Below are 17,072 nucleotides of genomic sequence, written 5' to 3' on the forward strand. Positions count from 1 at the left end.
GCCACTCCGCCTCCCGCATGGCCACTTTGCGGCGCCGCCTGGGACTTGCGCAAGACCGCTTCCTCATTCTGCACGCAGCGGGCCTGGCGCCACGCGCCGGCGCCGATACGGCAATCCTGGGGCTTGCCATGCTGCGAACGTGCTGGGGCGTGCATGCCGATCTGATCGTCGTATACGAGGACCTGGGGCGAGCCACGGCCTGGAAGCCGCAGCTGAACCGCCTGCGCACTGCCGCCGCCGATCTCGGCATCACGGCGCAGGTGCGCTTTACCATGCTGGCGGCCCCCGCGCAGATGCGCGCGTACCACGGCGCGGCGAACGCGGTCGCCGTCACGCCCTGGTATGCATCCGCCTGCACGACCACTGCGGCCGCGATGGCCTGCGCCCGCCCGATCATCGGCACGCGCGTCGGCGGCGTCGAGGACATGGTCGTCGATGGCTTGACAGGCTACCTCATCCCGCCGCGCGATGCCGAGGCGCTCGCCGCGCGCCTTGCAGCCTTCCACCGCCAGCCCGCGCAAGCCGACGCGATGGGCGCAGCGGGACGCCGGCACTTGCGCGCGCGCCGCAGCGGCCAGCCACAGGTAGGCTGCGAAGACATTCAGGCCCGCCCTGCCGCCCTCGACGACGATCGGCAGCCGGCGTGGCTGCCGTACGGAGAGGCAGGATGAAAGCAATCTTCCTGGACAAGGACGGCACCCTGGTGGATGACCTGCCTTATAACGTCGAACCGCGCCGCATTCACCTGGTGCCCGGCGCGGGCCTGGCGCTGCGCCTGCTGGCCGACATGGACTACCGGCTGTTCGTGGTCACGAACCAGTCCGGCATCGCGCATGGCTGTTTCGGGGAAGAAGCCATGGAGCCGGTGGCCGAGCGCCTGTCCGACCTCTTGTTCCGTGAACAGGTCGCGCTCGACGGCTATTATTACTGCCCGCACCACCCGCTTGGCACCGTTCGGGACTACGCGATGGCCTGCCATTGCCGCAAGCCCTCGCCCGGCATGCTGTTGCGGGCTGCGCATGAACACGGGATCGACTTGCGGACTTCCTGGATGATCGGCGACGTCCTCCACGACGTCGAGGCGGGCAACCGTGCAGGGTGCCGCACGCTCCTGATCGACAACGGCAACGAAACCGAATGGCGGCTCGGACCTCGGCGCCTGCCGACGCGCATCGCCCCCGACCTCTATAGCGCGGCGCGCCTGATCGCCGAGCATGAGGAAGCTCGCTGAGGCAGGCGGAAGTGCTGCGCAAGGCCAGAAAAAGAAAAAGGCCAGCTCGAAAGCTGGCCTATCTCTTTGATTCTATTGGTCGGGGCGAGAGGATTCGAACCTCCGACCCCCTGCACCCCATGCAGGTACGCTACCAGGCTGCGCTACGCCCCGACGAGCCAACAATTATATCAGAGACAGAAAAATTGCTTGAGTTTTTGTTATACGTTTTCACGCAAATGCGTGTGCCGGCATGCGTCAAGCGTGCTCGCCGGAGCGCTCATGGGCTGACCGCCGGCGCCGGCCTCGGATGCGGGGGCCCTCTTTCACCCCAGGCGGCGCCAGACCCTGTACAGCGGCCCGATGGCCACCACCACAACCACCATGCGCGACACATGAAAAGCCGTCACCACCGGCACACCCTGGTGCAGCACGCGCGCCGTGAGGGACATCTCGGCGATCCCGCCCGGTGAAGCCGCCAGGATCATGGTCCCCGGATGCAGCCCGGCGGCCATGGCGACCAGGAAGGCGAACGGCCCCGCCAGCAGCATCGTGACCAGCGTGCATGCCGCCACCCCGCCCAGGTAGCGCGGCGCGGTCCGCACGAAGTGCGGCGTGAAGCGGGTGCCGAGCGAAATGCCGATGAACAGCTGGCCCGCGCGGATCATCCACTCGGGCAGGCGCGAGAGTTCCACGCCGGCTGCGGTCAGCATCAGGCTGACCGCCAGCGGCCCGATCACCCAGGCATTCGGCAATTGCAGCCGCTTGAGCAGCAAGGCGGCGGCGCCGGTCAGCAGGATCAACAGGATCAGTCCCGGCACATGGACCGTGGCCGCTAGCGGCACGAAAGGATCATGTCCCTCGCCCCAGCCGTGGCCCGACAGCCAGCGCACCGCGAAGGGAATCAATCCCACCACCATCATGATGCGCAGGCTGTGCGCCTCGGCCACGCGGTCCACGGCGGCGCCATGACGCTCGCCCTGCACCGCCATCTCGGACGCGCCGCCGACCGCCATCGCGAAGAAGGCGGTCGCCTCGTCCACCCCGGCCAGCCGGCGCAGCAGCGCGCCCGCCGCCATGCCGAGGCAGATCGCGAAGGCCACCGCCAGCGCGATCCATCCGATATTGCGCGCCAGGACCGCCAGCACCGGCGCGCTGAAGTACAGCCCGAGCGCGCTGCCGATCGCCCACTGCCCTGCCTCGCGCGCCTGCACCGGCGCGGCCATGCGCGCCCCGGCCATGCAGGCGAGCGCGGTGGAGAACAGCGGCCCGATCATCCACGGCAGCGGCGTGTCGAGCGCCACGCAGGCCTGGGCCGCGGCGAGCGCCAGCAGCAGCGCCGGCGCGAACCGCCGCAGGCCTGGCGGCGGCGGACTCAGAACACCCAAAGCTTCTCGGCCGGCATCTCGAGCCAGTACTGGCCCGGATCGATGCGGTGCTTGGAGTAGGCGCGCACGCTGGCCGCCTCGCCCTTGAACAGGCACTCCCAGCGGTCGCCCAGGTACATGCAGGTCGACAGCGGCAGCTGGATGCCGTTGTCGACCGGAGCGCGGCCGATCCGCACCTCCTCGACGCGGATCAGGGCCGCGGCATCGGCCTTCCCTCTGGCGGCGCCGCGCGCGGTGGCCTTCAGCTGCATGCCCTCGACCTGCAGACGCGCAGCATCGCCCTCGCGCCCCACCACCTGCGCCGGCAGGCGGTTGTTACTGCCCATGAATTCGGCCGTGAACAGGGTCTCCGGCGACTCGTACATCGATTGCGGCGTGCCCTGCTGCTCGATCCTGCCGTTGTTGAGCAGCAGGATGCGGTCGGCGATCGCCATCGCCTCGGCCTGGTCGTGGGTCACCATCAGGGCCGACAAGCCCAGGCGCACGATCAGTTCGCGCAGGAAGGCGCGCGCTTCTTCGCGCAGCTTGGCGTCCAGGTTGGACAGCGGCTCGTCGAGCAGGATCACCGGCGGGTTGTACACCAGCGCCCGCGCGATCGCCACGCGCTGCTGCTGGCCGCCCGAAAGCTGGTGCGGATAGCGCTCGCCCAGGTGCCCCAGGCCGAGCTGTTCCAGCACCTCGCGCACCTTCGGCTCGATCTCGCGCGCCGCCATCTTGCGCAGCTTGAGGCCGTAGGCCACGTTGTCGAACACGGTCTTGTGCGGCCACAGCGCATACGACTGGAACACCAGGCCCAGGCTGCGCGCCTCGGCCGGCAGTTCGAGCCGGGCGGCGCCGTCGAACACGCGCCGCTCGCCGATGTCGATGGTGCCGGACTTCGGGCTTTCCAGGCCGGCCACGGCGCGCAGCAGCGTGGTCTTGCCGCTGCCCGAGGGCCCCAGCAGCGCCACCACTTCGCCGCGCTGCAGGTGCATCGACACGCCTTTCAGGATCGGATTGGCGGAAGCGCCGCTGCCGTAGTCGAGATGCAGGTCGTTGACGGTCAAAACGTTCATAGATGTCTCGCAGATTGATTAGTTGTGCAGCTTGACGCCGAAGCGCAGCGCGATGCCCAGGCCGATGGCCACGAGCGTGATATTGATGAAGGACAGCGCGGCCACCAGGTCGGTCGAGCCGCCGGCCCACAGCGAGACCAGCATGGCGCCGATCACCTCGGTGCCGGGCGTGAGCAGGTAGACGCCGGTCGAGTATTCGCGCTCGAAGATCAGGAACACCATCAGCCAGGCGCCCAGCATCCCGTACTTGATCAGCGGGAGCGTGACGTCGCGGGTGACGCGGCCGCGGCTGGCGCCGACAGCGCGCGCCGCCTCTTCCAGTTCCGGGCCGACCTGCAGCAGCGAGGTCGAGACCAGGCGCATGCCGTAGGCCAGCCAGACCACCGAATACGCCAGCCACAGGGCGAAGATGGTCGAGCGCAGCTGGCGCAACTGGGGAATGAAGTGTTCCGACAGCCAGGTGGCGATGCCGCTGTCCATGCCCTTGAGGATCTCGTCCAGCCAGCTCGGCACGAACAGGAAGACCCACAGGAAGGACAGGCCGGCCAGCAGGCCCGGCACCGCGCGCGGCACCAGCACGCTGTAGTCGAGCAGGCGGGTCACGCCGTCCGGCTTGCGGTGCATGGCCAGGGCGATCGCGGTGTAGCAGACCACGGCCAGGGCGCCGCCGATCACGCCGATCAGGATCGTATTGATGATGCCGCGCACCAGCGAGTGCTGTTCGAAGATGTCGCGGAAGTGCTGCAGGGTCAGGACGTCGGCCAGGTTCACACCCTCGCCCCAGTACTGGACGAAGGAGCGCAGCACGATGCCCGACAGCGGCACCACGATGGTGACCGCGACCCAGCCGCCCAGCAGGGCCAGCGCCAGCCACTTCCACTTGCCCAGGGCGAGCGGCTTCTGGCGCGCGCCCTTGCCCTTGATCGAGACGTATTTGTTGGCCGACTTCAGCAGCCAGCGCTGCAGCATCACCAGCGGCATGGTCACCGCCACCAGGCACACGGCGACGGCCGCCATCAGGTGGTAGGACGGGGTGCCGAGCTTGTTGGTCAGCTTGTACAGGTAGGTGGCCAGCACCAGGTGGCCTTCCGGGTCGCCCAGCACCAGCACCAGGCCGAACACCTCGAAGCCGAGGAAGAACACCAGCACGCCGGCATAGGCCAGGGCCGGCATGATCATCGGCAGCGAGACGTTGAACATCACCTGCAGCGGCGAAGCGCCGGAGACGCGCGCCGCCTCCTCGACGTCCGAGCCGAGGCTCTTCAGGGCGGACGAGGCGTACAGGTAGACGTGCGGCACGTGGGTCAGGCCGGCGATCACGACGATGCTGGTGAAGGAATACACGTTCCAGGGCACCACGCCGATCAGTCCGTGCACCCAGGTCGAATAGAAGCCGACCGGGCCCATCGCCACCACATAGCCGAAGCCCATGACCATCGGCGACACGAAGATCGGCACCAGCAGCAGCGGCGCGATCCAGCCGCGGCCCGGCAGGTCGGTGCGCACCATCAGGAAGGCCAGCATGCCGCCCAGCGGCACGGCGATCGCGGCCAGGCCGGTGGCCAGCAGCAGGCCGTTCTTGAAGGCCATCCAGAAGTCGCTGTCGTCGAAGATGAAGCGGTAGGCGTCCAGGCCGAGCGCCTTGTCCGGCATGAAGAAAGGCGCCGTCAGGACACTCTGGTAGAACACCAGGAACAGCGGCAGGAAGATCGCCAGGCAGGCGAGCAGGACGACGATGGCGCGCGGCCAGTTCAGGCGCGGCTTGCGCGCCTTGGGCGCATGCGGCGCGGCCCGCGACGGCAGGCGTGCGCCAGGCAGGGAGAAGGTAGACATGGGGAGATCCGATCAGGCAGCAAATCGGCGGGCCGGCGGCCCGCCATGGGAACCGCGCTTCTTACTTCTTGCCGGCGGTGGCTTTCCACTCCTTGAGGAAGGCCATGCGGATGGCCGGATCCAGGTATTCCGCCACGGCCGGGCTGACCGGCAGCGGCTTGATGTTCTTCTCGCCCACCATCTTGATCAAGTCGCTCGAGGTGGTCTCGCCGGTGACGTCGGCGCGGATCGCATACAGCTTCGAGGCGTCGGAGATCACGGTCTGGCCGCGCTTGGACAGCAGGTAGTCCATCCACAGCTTGGCGGCGTTCGGATGCTTGGCCGCCTTGTTGATGAACTGGACGCGCGAGATGATCAGGGTGTAGTCCTTCGGCAGCACCACGCCCAGCGAGGGATCGGTCTTGGCGCGCACCAGCGCGTAGGAGCCCAGCACGTTGTAGCCGATCAGGTTCTCGCCCGACGAGATCCGCTCGAGCATGGTGCCGGTCGAGGACTGCACGCGCACCCGGGCCGTGCCGAAGGCTTGCAGCAGCGGCTTAAACTGCGGGAAGTCGCGCTCGTCCTGGGTGATGAACATGAAGCCGACGCCGGATTTCTCGATGTCGTAGGTGGTGACCTTGTCCTGGAACTTCGGCTGCGCGATGATGCGCGCGAAGTCGGCATGGGTCTGCGGAATGTCGGCGCCGGTCACCAGGCGCTTGTTGTAGACGAAGGCGGCCGGCTCGAAGGTGGTGCCGTAGGCCGTGTCCTTCCACACCGCCCAGCCCGGGATCTTGCCCGCTTCGACCGACTTGTACGGCATCGCATGGCCGCCCGCGGCGAGCTTCATCTGCAGGTCCATGGCGGAGGACCACAGCACGTCGGCGGTGTCGCCGCCGGCCGCGTTCTCGGAAATGAAGCGGTTGTAGACTTCGGTCGAGTTCATGTCGTTGTACTCGACCGTGATGCCCGGATAGAGGACGTTGAAGTCCTTGATCAGCGGCTGCGCGGCCTTGCTGTCGGTGGCGCCGTAGACGACCAGCTTGCCCTCCTTCCTGGCGCCGTCGACGATCTGCTGGTAGGCCGCCGGATAGCCGGCCGGCACCTGCGCCAGGGCCGGGGCGGCGATGAAGGCGGCGACGGCTGCGGCGATCAGGGTGTGCTTGATGTTCATGTTGTCTCCTTGTGTTTTTCGTTAGTGTTGGCGTACCAGCTTGAACTGCCTGGCTTGCCGGTTGTAGTCGGTGACTGCCTGCTTGATGTACCGGGTCAGGGCCTCCCCGGTGAGGGAAAAGGGAGTCAGGCCGGCCTGCTCGCGCAGGCGCGCGAAGCCGGGCGCGGCTTGCATGCGCTCGAAGGCGGCGACCCAGCGGCGGTAGTCGGCGTCCGGCACGTCGGGCCCCATCCACACGCCGCGGATCACCGGCCAGACCAGGTCGTAGCCCTGCTCGCGCGCGGTGGGCACCTTCGCCAGCACGCCCGGCAGGCGCTTTTCGGACAGCACCGCCAGCACGCGCACCTTGCCGGGGCCGGCGTACAGCGAGGCTTCGGAGGCGTCGCCCGATATCGCCTGCACGTGGCCGCCGGCCATCGCGGTAAAGCCCTCGCCGCCGCCTTCGAGGGCGACGAAGCGCAGCTGCTTCGGGTCGATGCCTGCAAGGCGCGCCAGCAGCGCCATCTTCATCCAGTCCTGGCTGCCGATGGTGCCGGATACGCCGATCAGCACGGCCTGCGGATCGCGCCGGATCGCCTCCACCAGCTCGCCCAGGCTGCGCCAGGGCGCATCCGCGCGGACCGCGATCATGCCGTAGTCGGCGCCCAGCGCGGCCACCCAGCGCACGTCGTCGGCGGTGGCCTTGCCGAACTTGCCCTGGGCGAGATTGAGCAGCGAGCCGCCGGAGAACGCGACCAGGGTGTCGGGCTCGGCGCGCCGCTGCGAGACCAGCGCGTGCCAGGCCACGGCGCCGATCCCGCCCGGCATGTAGCTCAGCCTCAAGCGGGGATCGCCCGGCCCTTCCGGCAGGGCCTTGCGCGCCAGCTTGCAGGTCAGGTCCATCGCGCCGCCCGGCTTGGACGGCACGATGCACTCGGCCTCGCCGCCGTGCGCGGAACCTGCCATGCAGGCCGCGCACAGCAAAGCGCTGGAGAGGAATCGCAGGATGGTCATGGCGTGCATCGGAACCGTGGGTCCGCGCCTGCGCATCAGAAGCGGTGCTGGATGCCTGCGGTGACGCCGGTCTGCGTCGTGCCCATGCCCGCGTCGTCGCGCGACAGGCCGACCAGCTGGCCGTTGTCGGCCTTGGCGTGCGCCGCCGACAGATACAAGTCGGTGCGCTTGGACAGCGCGTACAGCATGCGCGCCACGAGCATGGTCGGGTTGGCGTCGCGCGCCGCCGGCAGGTTCCTGGTGTTGATGTGATAGACGGCGCCGGTCAGAGTGGCCTTGCCGGTCACGAAGCTGACGCCGCCCCAGTAGGTATCGGCGCGCAGGTCCGGCGTGGCCGCCTTGCCCGATTCCAGCTTGTAGCCGCGCATGCCGGCCGTGTAGCGCCACGGGCCGGTCTTGTAGTCGGCGCCCAAGTGGAAGACATTGGTCTGGTCGCGGCGGCCGGTGGCGGCCAGGGTCAGGCCGTTGACCTGCTCCCAGGACGCCATCAGGCCGACGCCGTTGGCGAACCAGGAACCGCCGACCGCGACCTTGCGGCCGTCGGATTCGTGGGCCGGCTGTTCGCCCAGGCCGATGCTGGCGCCGTAGGTGAAGGTGCTGTCGCCCGACTTGGTGGTGCCGGTGTACTTGACCAGGTTGTCGAAGGCGGTGGTCATGCCGTATTTCGACGGGCCGGTGGCGCCGCCGGTGGTGGCCCAGGAATAGTTGGGCGCGAAGCCCATCGGGTCGAACTTGATCACCAGGTCATAGGTGGTGGTGAAGGAGCGGCCGATGATCACGCGGCCGAAACCGCCTTCCAGGCCGACGTTGGCCTGGCGCTTGAACAGCGGGCCGTCCGATGCGCCGGTGTCCATCAGGATGCCGCCTTCGAGGGTATAGACGGCCTTCAGGCCGCCGCCCAGGTCTTCGCTGCCGCGCAGGCCCCAGCGCGAGGTATTCTTGCCGCCCGAGACGACGCGCGCCATGCTGCCGCCGTCGGCGTCGGCATGGTTGACGACTTCCACGCCGGCGTCGATCAGGCCATAGACCTGGACGTTCGATTGGGCGTTGGCGGACTGGTTCAGGGAAAGCGCTGCCAGGACGGCGAGCGCGAGGGCCGACTTCTTCATAAGGTCTCCGGTTGTTGTAATCGTGGCAGTCGCGGTGCGCTGCTGTTTGATCAACTATATGGGCCTCAAGCTTTCAATCAGCTTTCAGCCCACCGGAGAGGCGAATGGAAGGCGGCTCCTCTTATTTCCAGTCGCCGCGCAGGGCCAGCACCTGCTCCTGCAGGTACTCGGGCGTGGCCTTGTCCGGCGTGACCGGCAGGCCGACCGCCAGCGCCAGCTTGGAGCGCACGCCACGCTCGATGCGGCGCTCGAACAGGTTGGCCTTGTCGCGGGTGAACATGCTGCCCCACAGGCCGCGCAGGGCCATCGGGATCACGGGCACCTGGCTGCGCGCGACGATCTTGGCGATCCCGGCGCGGAACTCGCTGATCTCGCCGGTCGAGGTCAGCTTCCCTTCCGGGAAGATGCAGACCAGTTCACCGTCGTGCAGCGCATGGGCGATGTCCACGAAGGCCTTCTCCATCACCCACGGGTCTTCCTTGGCCGGCGCGATCGGGATGGTCTTGGCGGCGCGGAACAGCCAGCTCAGGAAAGGCGTCTTGAAGATGCGGTGGTCCATCACGAAGCGGATCGGGCGCGGGCTGGCGGCGCCGATCACCAGCGCGTCGACGTAGCTGACGTGGTTGCACACCAGGACCGCCGGGCCCTGTTCTGGAATGCGCGCCATGTCCACGGTACGCACGCGGTAGACGGTGTGGATCAGGAGCCAGGCCAGGAAGCGCATCAGGAATTCCGGCACCAGCGAGAAGATGTAGACCGCCACCAGGGCGTTCAGCAGGGCCGTGACCAGGAACAGTTCGGGAATGGTGAAGCCCTGCCCCAGCAGCAGGATCGCCACGCCGGCCGAGGCCACCATGAACAGGGCGTTGAGGATGTTCATGCCGGCGATGGTGCGCGAGACGTGCTTCTGGTCGCAGCGGGTCTGGATCAGGGCGAACAGCGGCACGATGAAGAAGCCGCCGAAGATGCCGATCAGGACGATGTCGGCCAGGATGCGCGGCACGCCCGGCTGGGCCAGCAGCGCGAAGGCGTCCACCGCGGCGGTCCCGGCATAGGCGCTGCTGGCGAAATACAGGTCGATGCCGAACACCGACAGGCCGATCGAGCCGAAGGGCACCAGGCCGATCTCGACCTTGCGGCCCGACAGGCGCTCGCACAGCAGCGAGCCGGCGCCGATCCCGAGCGAGAACACGGTCAGCAGCAGCACGAACACGCTGTGGTCGCCGTGCAGGTAGTCCTTGGCGAACAGCGGGAATTGCGCCAGCACCAGCGCGCCGTAGAACCAGAACCAGGAATTGCCCAGCATCGACAGGAACACGGTACGGTTCTGGCGCGAGAAGTTCAGGTTGCGGATCGATTCGGCAAACGGGTTGCGGCTGATTTTCAGCTCCGGCGCCGGGGCCGGCGACGGCGGAATGCGCCAGCTGGCAAGCAGGCCCAGCACCGCGCAGCCCAGGGTGGCGCCCGCCACCAGCTCGATGCCGAAAGGCTTGGTGGCCACCAGCACGGCGCCGGCGACTTCGCCCAGCAGGATGCCGACGAAGGTGCCCATCTCGATGACGCCGTTGCCGCCCACCAGTTCTTCGGGCTTGAGCTGCTGCGGCAGGTAGGCGTACTTGACCGGGCCGAACAGGGTCGAATGCAGGCCCATGCCGGCCACGGCCGCCACCAGCAGCCACAGCGTGTGGGTCAGCCAGCCGATGCAGGCCACCAGCATGATGGCGATCTCGAGCAGCTTGACGAAGCGCGCCAGCTGGCCCTTGTCGAACTTGTCCGCGACCTGGCCGGCGGTGGCCGAGAACAGCACGAAGGGCAGGATGAACAGGCCCGGGATCAGGTTGTTCAGCAGGGCCGGATCGAGCGTGGTCCAGGACAGCGCGTCATAGGTCAGCACGACCAGCAGCGCGGTCTTGAACAGGTTGTCGTTGAAGGCGCCCAGGAACTGGGTCCAGAAGAAGGGGCCAAAACGGCGCTGCGTCAGCAGGGAAAACTGGTTCGGTTGGCTCATGCGCAAATTCGCTGAAAAAGGTTCGCTGGACGGGAGTGCGTAATGTACAACGGCGGCCCCCGGTAAACAAACGCTGTTTCTCACATTCATTATCCGGTAGCCGGAAGGGATACCTGCGGTCGCAGGTCTCGATACCCATGTCACTTGGCGACGCGCTATTGAACACGAATCGTGGCGCTGGACGGGCGTGCGAAATCAAACTGTATGTTTCAAACAATACCTGATTGAAATGGCTCAAGCAGGCCCCGTTCCGGAGCCATGCTGCAGTGCAGCGCAGGTAGAATCCGCGGATGACTTCCGCCAACTTCCACGTTTGCTACGCCAGCGTCGCCAGCGCGCTGTTCGAGCACATCGAGCAGGATCTGCTCCTCCTGACCACCGCCCTCCTCGACGACGACGAGGCCCAGCCACAGCGCCATTTGCCCGGCCACCTGCCCGATACGGTGCGGGGAACGATACCGGTCCAGTGGGACATGCCGCCCATCTGTTGACGCGGCCTGGGCGAAACCCGGGCAAAAAAAATGATACGGAAAAACGGCCCAGGCCGTCGTTTCCGTATCATGTTCGCCGCGCAGCGGCGCCGGATCAGCTCAGGGCTTCGAGACGGATGCGGGTGACCTTGCTGATCACCGCCGGCAGCTGCTCGATCTTGGCGATCGCCGCGTCGATGTTCTTCTCGCGCGTCTGGTGGGTCAGCATGATGATGTCGAGGTCGGTCTGGTCGCCCGGCTCCTTCTGCAGCACGGCGTCGATCGAGATGCCGGCGTCGGCCAGGATGCGGGTCAGGTCGGCCATCACGCCCAGCTGGTCCTTCACGTGCACGCGCAGGTAGTAGCTGGTGGTGATCTCGGACATCGGCACGATCGCCACGTCGGTCATCTCGCCCGGCTGGAAGGCCAGGTGCGGCACGCGGCAGTACGGGTCCACGGTCGCCAGGCGGGTCACGTCGACCAAATCGGCGATCACGGCCGAGGCGGTCGGCTCCGAACCGGCGCCCTTGCCGTAGTAGAGCGAGGCGCCGACGGCGTCGGCCTGCACCAGCACGGCGTTCATCGCGCCCTCCACGTTGGCGATCAGGCGCGCGGCCGGGATCAGGGTCGGGTGCACGCGCAGTTCGATGCCGTCGCCGCTTTCGGTGCGGGTGCGGCGCGTGATGCCCAGCAGCTTGATGCGGTAGCCCAGCTGCTCGGCATAGCGGATGTCGGCCGCTTCCAGCTTGCTGATGCCCTCGATATAGGCCTTGTCGAACTGCACCGGGATGCCGAAGGCGATCGCCGACATGATGGTCAGCTTGTGCGCCGCATCCACGCCTTCGATGTCGAAGGTCGGGTCGGCCTCGGCATAGCCCAGCTCCTGCGCCTGCTTGAGCACCGTCGCGAAGTCCAGGCCCTTCTCGCGCATTTCGGACAGGATGAAGTTGGTGGTGCCGTTGATGATGCCGGCCACCGATTCGATGCGGTTGGCGGTCAGGCCTTCGCGCAGCGCCTTGATGATCGGCACGCCGCCGGCCACCGCCGCTTCGAAGGCCACCGTCACGCCCTTGTCCTGGGCGGCGGCGAAGATTTCGTTGCCGTGCAGCGCCAACAGGGCCTTGTTGGCGGTGACCACGTGCTTGCCGTTGGCGATCGCCTTGAGCACCAGCTCGCGCGGCAGTTCGTAGCCGCCGATCAGTTCCACGACGATGTCGATGTCGGGATGGTTGACCACGGCGAACGGGTCGGCCACCACCTCAATGCTGTTCCCGGTCAGCTGGCGTGCCCGTTCAATATTGCGCACTGCCGCCATGGTAATTTCGATGCCGCGGCCGGCACGGCGGCGGATCTCTTCCTGGTTGCGCTGAAGAACGTTAAAGGTGCCGGCACCGACAGTGCCGAGCCCCAGTAGGCCAACTTTGATGGGTTTCATGGTGTTGTTTCTCGTTGAAGTCTAGGCGCGTCCATGGCGCCGTCGGTAGCCGTCGAGGAAGCGCGCGATGCGTCCGCAAGCGTCGGCCAGGTCGTCGGAATTGGGCAGGAACACCAGCCGGAAGTGATCCGGGGCGATCCAGTTGAAGCCGGTGCCTTGCACCAGCAGCACTTTTTCCTCGGACAGCAGTTCGCAGATGAACTGCTGGTCGTCCGTGATCGGGTACATCTTCGGGTCGAGGCGCGGGAACATGTACAGCGCGGCTTTTGGCTTCACGCAGCTCACGCCCGGAATGTCGGTAAGCAGTTTGTGCGCGAGGTCGCGCTGTTTGAGCAGGCGGCCGCCCGGGCCCACCAGGTCGGCGATGCTCTGGTAGCCGCCGAGGGCGGTCTGGATCGCGTACTGGCCCGGCGCGTTGGCGCACAGGCGCATCGAGGCCAGCATGTTCAGGCCTTCGATATAGCCCCTGGCGTGGCGCTTCTCGCCCGACACCGTCATCCAGCCGGCGCGGTAGCCGCAGGAACGGTAGTTCTTCGACAGGCCGTTCAGGGTCAGGAACAGCACGTCGTCGGCGAGCGAGGCGATCGAGACGTGCTCTTCTTCGTCGTACAGGGTCTTGTCGTAGATCTCGTCGGCGTAGACGATCAGCTGGTGCTGGCGCGCCAGCTCCACGATCTCGAGCAGCACTTCGCGCGGGTACAGGGCGCCGGTCGGGTTGTTCGGGTTGATGACGACGATCGCGCGCGTGTTCGGCGTGATCTTCTTGCGCATGTCCTCGATGTCGGGGAACCAGCCGGACTGCTCGTCGCACACGTAGTGGACGGGACTGCCGCCGGCCAGGCTCACGGCCGCGGTCCAGAGCGGGTAGTCGGGCGCGGGCACCAGCACTTCGTCGCCGTTGTTCAGCAGGCCTTGCATCGCCATCACGATCAGCTCGGAGGCGCCGTTGCCCAGGTAGATGTCGTCGATGCCGACGCCCTGGATGTTCTTTTCCTGGGTGTAGTGCATGACCGCCTTGCGCGGCGCAAACATGCCCTTGGAGTCGGTATAGCCGGCCGCGCCCTGCATGTTGCGGATCATGTCGTGCACGATCTCGTCCGGCGGATCGAAGCCGAACACGGCCAGGTTGCCGATGTTGAGCTTGATGATCTTCTGCCCGTCGTCTTCCATCTGGCGCGCCTTTTCCAAGGCGGGGCCGCGGATTTCATAGCAAACGTCGTCGAGTTTGTTTGATTTGGAAATCGGTCGCAAGATATCCTCTGGAAGAAAGCGTTATGTTGCAGTGCGAAAAATACCATTCTGCCGCAAGCGCACAAATCAAGCAACCTTGCCGATTTCGGTACAATGACCGATCCCCTGCCCTCTGACAAAGCACGACAATGAAGCTCCACTCCGACAACACTCAACAATACCAGACCGTGACCGGTTACGACGCCAAGGGGGTCGAAATCAACGCCCAGCGCTTCGATTTCAGCCTGACGGTCATGCCCGAAGTCCCGCCCCGCCCCTGGAACGTGGCGCGTTTCGAAGATTTGACGAACGCCCATTTCGAGGAAATCGCCAAGGACGCGCCGGACGTGGTCGTGCTCGGCACCGGCGAGCGCCAGCGCTTCGTGCACCCGAAACTGGTCGCCAGCCTGTCCAGCTTGCGCATCGGCGTCGAATGCATGGACAGCCAGGCCGCCTGCCGCACCTATAACATCCTGATGGGCGAAGGCCGCAAGGTGACCCTGGCGCTGATTATCGAGCAGGCCTCTTGAAATAAAGAAACACGTCTCCATCTTGGCGAAAATTGTTACCTTGGCAGCCCGGGACTAGCCTGCGGTGGCGGTGCGGGATTATCATGCGCACTGCCGCTCCCTGCGCGCCAGGGAGGATGAACGCGCAGCGCGCCGCGCTGCCACTGCCCAGGAGACGCCCGTGGCCGAGAGCCCAACCGCCGCACCAATTGCCCCCTTCTCCGCGCCGATGACCAGCGGCCTGACCTTCGAGCTGGCCGGCCGTCCCGCCAAGTACACGGTGCTGTACTTCTATCCCAAGGACAACACCCCGGGATGCACCACCGAGAGCATCAACTTCCGCGAAGCCTATCCCGAGTTCCAGGCGCTGGGCGCCGAGATCTATGGCCTGAGCCGCGATTCGCTGCGCTCGCACGAGAACTTCAAAGGCAAGCTGGGCCTGCCCTTCGAACTGATTTCCGACCCGGAAGAGGCCGTCTGCAACCAGTTCAATGTCATGAAAATGAAGAATATGTATGGCAAGCAGGTACGGGGGGTCGAGCGCAGTACGTTTGTCATTGACGCTCAAGGCCGATTGGTGAAAGAATGGCGTGGCGTGAAAGTCAATGATCACGTCGCCGAAGTGCTGGAATTTTTGAAGAGCCAGCCTTAAAGGATGGCTCCAGGTAAACAACTTCTGGATTGCTATCGCCTATTTTGAGTCAACCCGCAACACATCCGCATCAATCCAATCTGGCTGCCTGCCGGCCCGGGCACATTCCGGGCCACGTTCGCAAGCAGCAAGTTCCCCGAGTACCGATTCCGAACGACGGCGCGGCCCTGTGGCCCGCGCGTGTTCGGCCTTCCCGTCTTTTTTGAGATTGAGACCCTGATGCCACTGCCCAAAATGCCTACCAAGCCAGCCACCATGCTGCTGGCCAAAGATTACCCGAAGGCGGAACCCGGCAAGTCGCCGGTCCGTCCCGCATCCACCCAGACCGACAGCGAACTCGAAGAGCTGATCAGCGGCCAGGCCGTGCCTGCGCCCAAGACTCGCCCGCGCAAGAAGGCCGCGCCGGCCCCTGCGCTTGCTGCCGTGCCCGCGCCGGAACGCGGCGAGACCCAGCGCAGCGCCCCGGCCACCGTGGCCAAGCTGCGCGAGACCGATGCCGACCAGCCGCATCCAGCCAAGCACAAGCCGGTCGAAGTCACCGTCAAGTCGTCCACCAGCCGCAAGGCCGACAAGTCCGGCATCACCAAGGTCTTCGTGCTCGACACGAACGTCCTGATGCACGACCCGACCTCGCTGTTCCGCTTCGAGGAACACGACGTCTACCTGCCGATGATGACCCTGGAAGAACTCGACAACCACAAGAAGGGGATGTCGGAAGTCGCGCGTAACGCGCGCCAGGTCTCGCGCACCCTCGACGCCCTGATCGCCAACGTCGACGACGACGCGATCGAGGCCGGCATCCCGCTGGCCAAGCTGGGCAACAAGGACGCCAAGGGCCGCCTGTACTTCCAGACCAGGCTGGGCGCCGCCCCGCTGCCGGAAGGCCTGCCCTCGGGCAAGGCCGACAACCAGATCCTGGGCGTGGTGCGCGCGCTCGAGGAAGAAATGGCCGGCCGTGCCATCGTGCTGGTGTCCAAGGACATCAACATGCGCATCAAGGCGCGCGCCATGGGCCTGCCGGCCGAGGACTACTTCAACGACCATGTGCTGGAAGACACCGACCTGCTGTACTCGGGCATCGTCCAGCTGCCGGAAGACTTCTGGGACAGCCATGGCAAGGACATCGAGTCGTGGCAGGAGAACCGCAACGGCTATTCCTCGACCTTCTACCGCATCACCGGGCCGGTGGTGCCCAGCCTGATGGTGAACCAGTTCGTCTACCTGGAACCGAAGGATGGCGACTCGCCCTTCTACGCCCAGGTCAAGCAGATCAACGGCAAGACCGCCGTGCTGGAGACCCTGCGCGACTACAGCCACAACAAGAACAACGTGTGGGGCATCACCGCGCGCAACCGCGAGCAGAACTTCGCGCTGAACCTGTTGATGAATCCGGAGTGCGACTTCGTCACCCTGCTCGGCCAGGCCGGCACCGGCAAGACCCTGCTGGCCCTGGCCGCGGGCCTGGCCCAGGTGCTGGAGACCAAGCTGTACAACGAGATCATCGTCACCCGCGTGACGGTGCCGGTGGGCGAGGACATCGGCTTCCTGCCGGGCACCGAGGAAGAGAAGATGTCGCCCTGGATGGGCGCTTTCGACGACAACCTGGAAGTGCTGATGAAGTCCGACGGCGACGCCGGCGACTGGGGCCGCGCCGCGACCCAGGACCTGATCCGCTCGCGCATCAAGATCAAGTCGCTCAACTTCATGCGCGGCCGCACCTTCGTGAACAAGTTCCTGATCATCGACGAGGCGCAGAACCTGACGCCGAAGCAGATGAAGACCCTGGTCACGCGCGCGGGCCCGGGCACCAAGATCCTGTGCCTGGGGAATATCGCGCAGATCGATACGCCGTATCTCACCGAAGGCTCGAGCGGCCTGACCTATGTGGTCGACCGCTTCAAGGGCTGGGGGCATAGCGGGCACGTGACCCTGGCGCGCGGCGAGCGCTCGCGCCTGGCCGATCACGCGAGCGACGTGCTTTGACCGTTTTCGCTTCGGAGAGCCCGCCAGATGGCGGGCTTTTTATT

At 66.2% G+C, this 17,072-nt stretch carries 15 protein-coding genes and 1 tRNA gene; 6 read left to right on the plus strand and 10 right to left on the minus strand.

Annotation, left to right across the window (positions count from 1 at the left end; translation table 11 throughout):
* The first annotated feature begins 17 nt into the window (after nt 1–17).
* Together KBW95_RS14440 and KBW95_RS14445 are read left to right on the plus strand one after the other, a co-directional pair.
* Nucleotides 18–671: a glycosyltransferase gene (locus tag KBW95_RS14440; protein ID WP_211523412.1), complete on the plus strand. Its 654-nt coding sequence runs from the start codon at nt 18–20 to the stop codon at nt 669–671.
* Complete coding sequence (locus KBW95_RS14445) at nt 668–1,231, plus strand: HAD-IIIA family hydrolase (protein ID WP_211523411.1); 564 nt, start codon at nt 668–670, stop codon at nt 1,229–1,231. Before KBW95_RS14440 ends, KBW95_RS14445 begins: the two co-directional genes overlap by 4 nt.
* A 76-nt stretch (nt 1,232–1,307) precedes the next feature.
* Here the strand turns inward: KBW95_RS14445 and KBW95_RS14450 are convergent.
* From KBW95_RS14450 to KBW95_RS14485, 8 genes are all read right to left on the minus strand, one after another.
* Nucleotides 1,308–1,384: transfer RNA gene (locus KBW95_RS14450), tRNA-Pro, on the minus strand.
* 152 nt (nt 1,385–1,536) lie between these two features.
* Nucleotides 1,537–2,598 carry an AbrB family transcriptional regulator gene (locus KBW95_RS14455; protein WP_229429761.1) on the minus strand — a complete coding sequence of 354 codons (1,062 nt, stop codon included), beginning with the start codon at nt 2,596–2,598 and terminating at the stop codon, nt 1,537–1,539.
* The gene (locus KBW95_RS14460) at nt 2,586–3,653 is read right to left on the minus strand and encodes an ABC transporter ATP-binding protein (RefSeq protein ID WP_211528596.1); all 1,068 of its coding nucleotides are present in this window, start codon (nt 3,651–3,653) and stop codon (nt 2,586–2,588) included. The genes KBW95_RS14455 and KBW95_RS14460 overlap by 13 nt, the downstream gene beginning before the upstream one ends.
* Nucleotides 3,654–3,671: 18 nt before the next feature.
* Complete coding sequence (locus KBW95_RS14465; protein ID WP_211528597.1) at nt 3,672–5,486, minus strand: iron ABC transporter permease; 1,815 nt, start codon at nt 5,484–5,486, stop codon at nt 3,672–3,674.
* 61 nt (nt 5,487–5,547) lie between these two features.
* On the minus strand, nt 5,548–6,639 hold the full coding sequence (locus KBW95_RS14470; protein WP_211523408.1) for an ABC transporter substrate-binding protein: 1,092 nt from the start codon (nt 6,637–6,639) through the stop codon (nt 5,548–5,550).
* A gap of 21 nt (nt 6,640–6,660) precedes the next feature.
* Entirely contained in the window at nt 6,661–7,632 is a 972-nt protein-coding gene (locus KBW95_RS14475) for a tripartite tricarboxylate transporter substrate binding protein (RefSeq protein WP_211523407.1), read from the minus strand.
* 35 nt (nt 7,633–7,667) lie between these two features.
* Nucleotides 7,668–8,741 (minus strand): porin, encoded by a 1,074-nt coding sequence (locus KBW95_RS14480; RefSeq protein WP_211523406.1) that lies wholly within the window; start codon nt 8,739–8,741, stop codon nt 7,668–7,670.
* Between the two features lie 121 nt (nt 8,742–8,862).
* Nucleotides 8,863–10,749 carry an MFS transporter gene (locus KBW95_RS14485; protein ID WP_211528598.1) on the minus strand — a complete coding sequence of 629 codons (1,887 nt, stop codon included), beginning with the start codon at nt 10,747–10,749 and terminating at the stop codon, nt 8,863–8,865.
* Between the two features lie 290 nt (nt 10,750–11,039).
* Between KBW95_RS14485 and KBW95_RS14490 the strand changes: the two genes are divergently transcribed.
* On the plus strand, nt 11,040–11,240 hold the full coding sequence (locus KBW95_RS14490) for a hypothetical protein (RefSeq protein WP_211523476.1): 201 nt from the start codon (nt 11,040–11,042) through the stop codon (nt 11,238–11,240).
* A 94-nt stretch (nt 11,241–11,334) separates the two neighbouring features.
* Here the strand turns inward: KBW95_RS14490 and KBW95_RS14495 are convergent, their stop codons facing one another.
* Together KBW95_RS14495 and KBW95_RS14500 are read right to left on the minus strand one after the other, a co-directional pair.
* Nucleotides 11,335–12,654, minus strand: coding sequence for a homoserine dehydrogenase (locus KBW95_RS14495; RefSeq protein ID WP_211523404.1), 1,320 nt, complete (start codon nt 12,652–12,654; stop codon nt 11,335–11,337).
* A 21-nt stretch (nt 12,655–12,675) separates the two neighbouring features.
* A complete protein-coding gene (locus KBW95_RS14500) occupies nt 12,676–13,905 on the minus strand; it encodes a pyridoxal phosphate-dependent aminotransferase (RefSeq protein ID WP_211523403.1) in 1,230 nt (409 codons plus the stop codon).
* Between the two features lie 128 nt (nt 13,906–14,033).
* Here KBW95_RS14500 and KBW95_RS14505 point away from each other — a divergent pair, with 128 nt between their 5' ends.
* From KBW95_RS14505 to KBW95_RS14515, 3 genes are all read left to right on the plus strand, one after another.
* Nucleotides 14,034–14,414, plus strand: a complete 381-nt coding sequence (locus KBW95_RS14505) for an Mth938-like domain-containing protein (protein ID WP_211523402.1) — start codon at nt 14,034–14,036, stop codon at nt 14,412–14,414.
* Between the two features lie 160 nt (nt 14,415–14,574).
* Nucleotides 14,575–15,045 carry a peroxiredoxin gene (locus KBW95_RS14510; RefSeq protein ID WP_373888804.1) on the plus strand — a complete coding sequence of 157 codons (471 nt, stop codon included), beginning with the start codon at nt 14,575–14,577 and terminating at the stop codon, nt 15,043–15,045.
* A gap of 219 nt (nt 15,046–15,264) precedes the next feature.
* Nucleotides 15,265–17,028, plus strand: coding sequence for a PhoH family protein (locus tag KBW95_RS14515; protein ID WP_211523401.1), 1,764 nt, complete (start codon nt 15,265–15,267; stop codon nt 17,026–17,028).
* The last annotated feature ends 44 nt before the right edge of the window (nt 17,029–17,072 follow it).

The organism is Massilia sp. ZL223, assembly GCF_018119395.1.
GTDB lineage: Bacteria > Pseudomonadota > Gammaproteobacteria > Burkholderiales > Burkholderiaceae_D > Telluria.

Bases quoted from the DNA above. Each gene is read 5' to 3' on its own strand.
- KBW95_RS14440 (WP_211523412.1), top strand. From the start codon at position 18: ATGGCCACTTTGCGGCGCCGCCTGGGACTTGCGCAAGACCGCTTCCTC.
- KBW95_RS14445 (WP_211523411.1), top strand. From the start codon at position 668: ATGAAAGCAATCTTCCTGGACAAGGACGGCACCCTGGTGGATGACCTG.
- KBW95_RS14460 (WP_211528596.1), bottom strand. From the start codon at position 3,653: ATGAACGTTTTGACCGTCAACGACCTGCATCTCGACTACGGCAGCGGC.
- KBW95_RS14465 (WP_211528597.1), bottom strand. From the start codon at position 5,486: ATGTCTACCTTCTCCCTGCCTGGCGCACGCCTGCCGTCGCGGGCCGCG.
- KBW95_RS14470 (WP_211523408.1), bottom strand. From the start codon at position 6,639: ATGAACATCAAGCACACCCTGATCGCCGCAGCCGTCGCCGCCTTCATC.
- KBW95_RS14475 (WP_211523407.1), bottom strand. From the start codon at position 7,632: ATGACCATCCTGCGATTCCTCTCCAGCGCTTTGCTGTGCGCGGCCTGC.
- KBW95_RS14480 (WP_211523406.1), bottom strand. From the start codon at position 8,741: ATGAAGAAGTCGGCCCTCGCGCTCGCCGTCCTGGCAGCGCTTTCCCTG.
- KBW95_RS14485 (WP_211528598.1), bottom strand. From the start codon at position 10,749: ATGAGCCAACCGAACCAGTTTTCCCTGCTGACGCAGCGCCGTTTTGGC.
- KBW95_RS14490 (WP_211523476.1), top strand. From the start codon at position 11,040: ATGACTTCCGCCAACTTCCACGTTTGCTACGCCAGCGTCGCCAGCGCG.
- KBW95_RS14495 (WP_211523404.1), bottom strand. From the start codon at position 12,654: ATGAAACCCATCAAAGTTGGCCTACTGGGGCTCGGCACTGTCGGTGCC.
- KBW95_RS14505 (WP_211523402.1), top strand. From the start codon at position 14,034: ATGAAGCTCCACTCCGACAACACTCAACAATACCAGACCGTGACCGGT.
- KBW95_RS14515 (WP_211523401.1), top strand. From the start codon at position 15,265: ATGCCACTGCCCAAAATGCCTACCAAGCCAGCCACCATGCTGCTGGCC.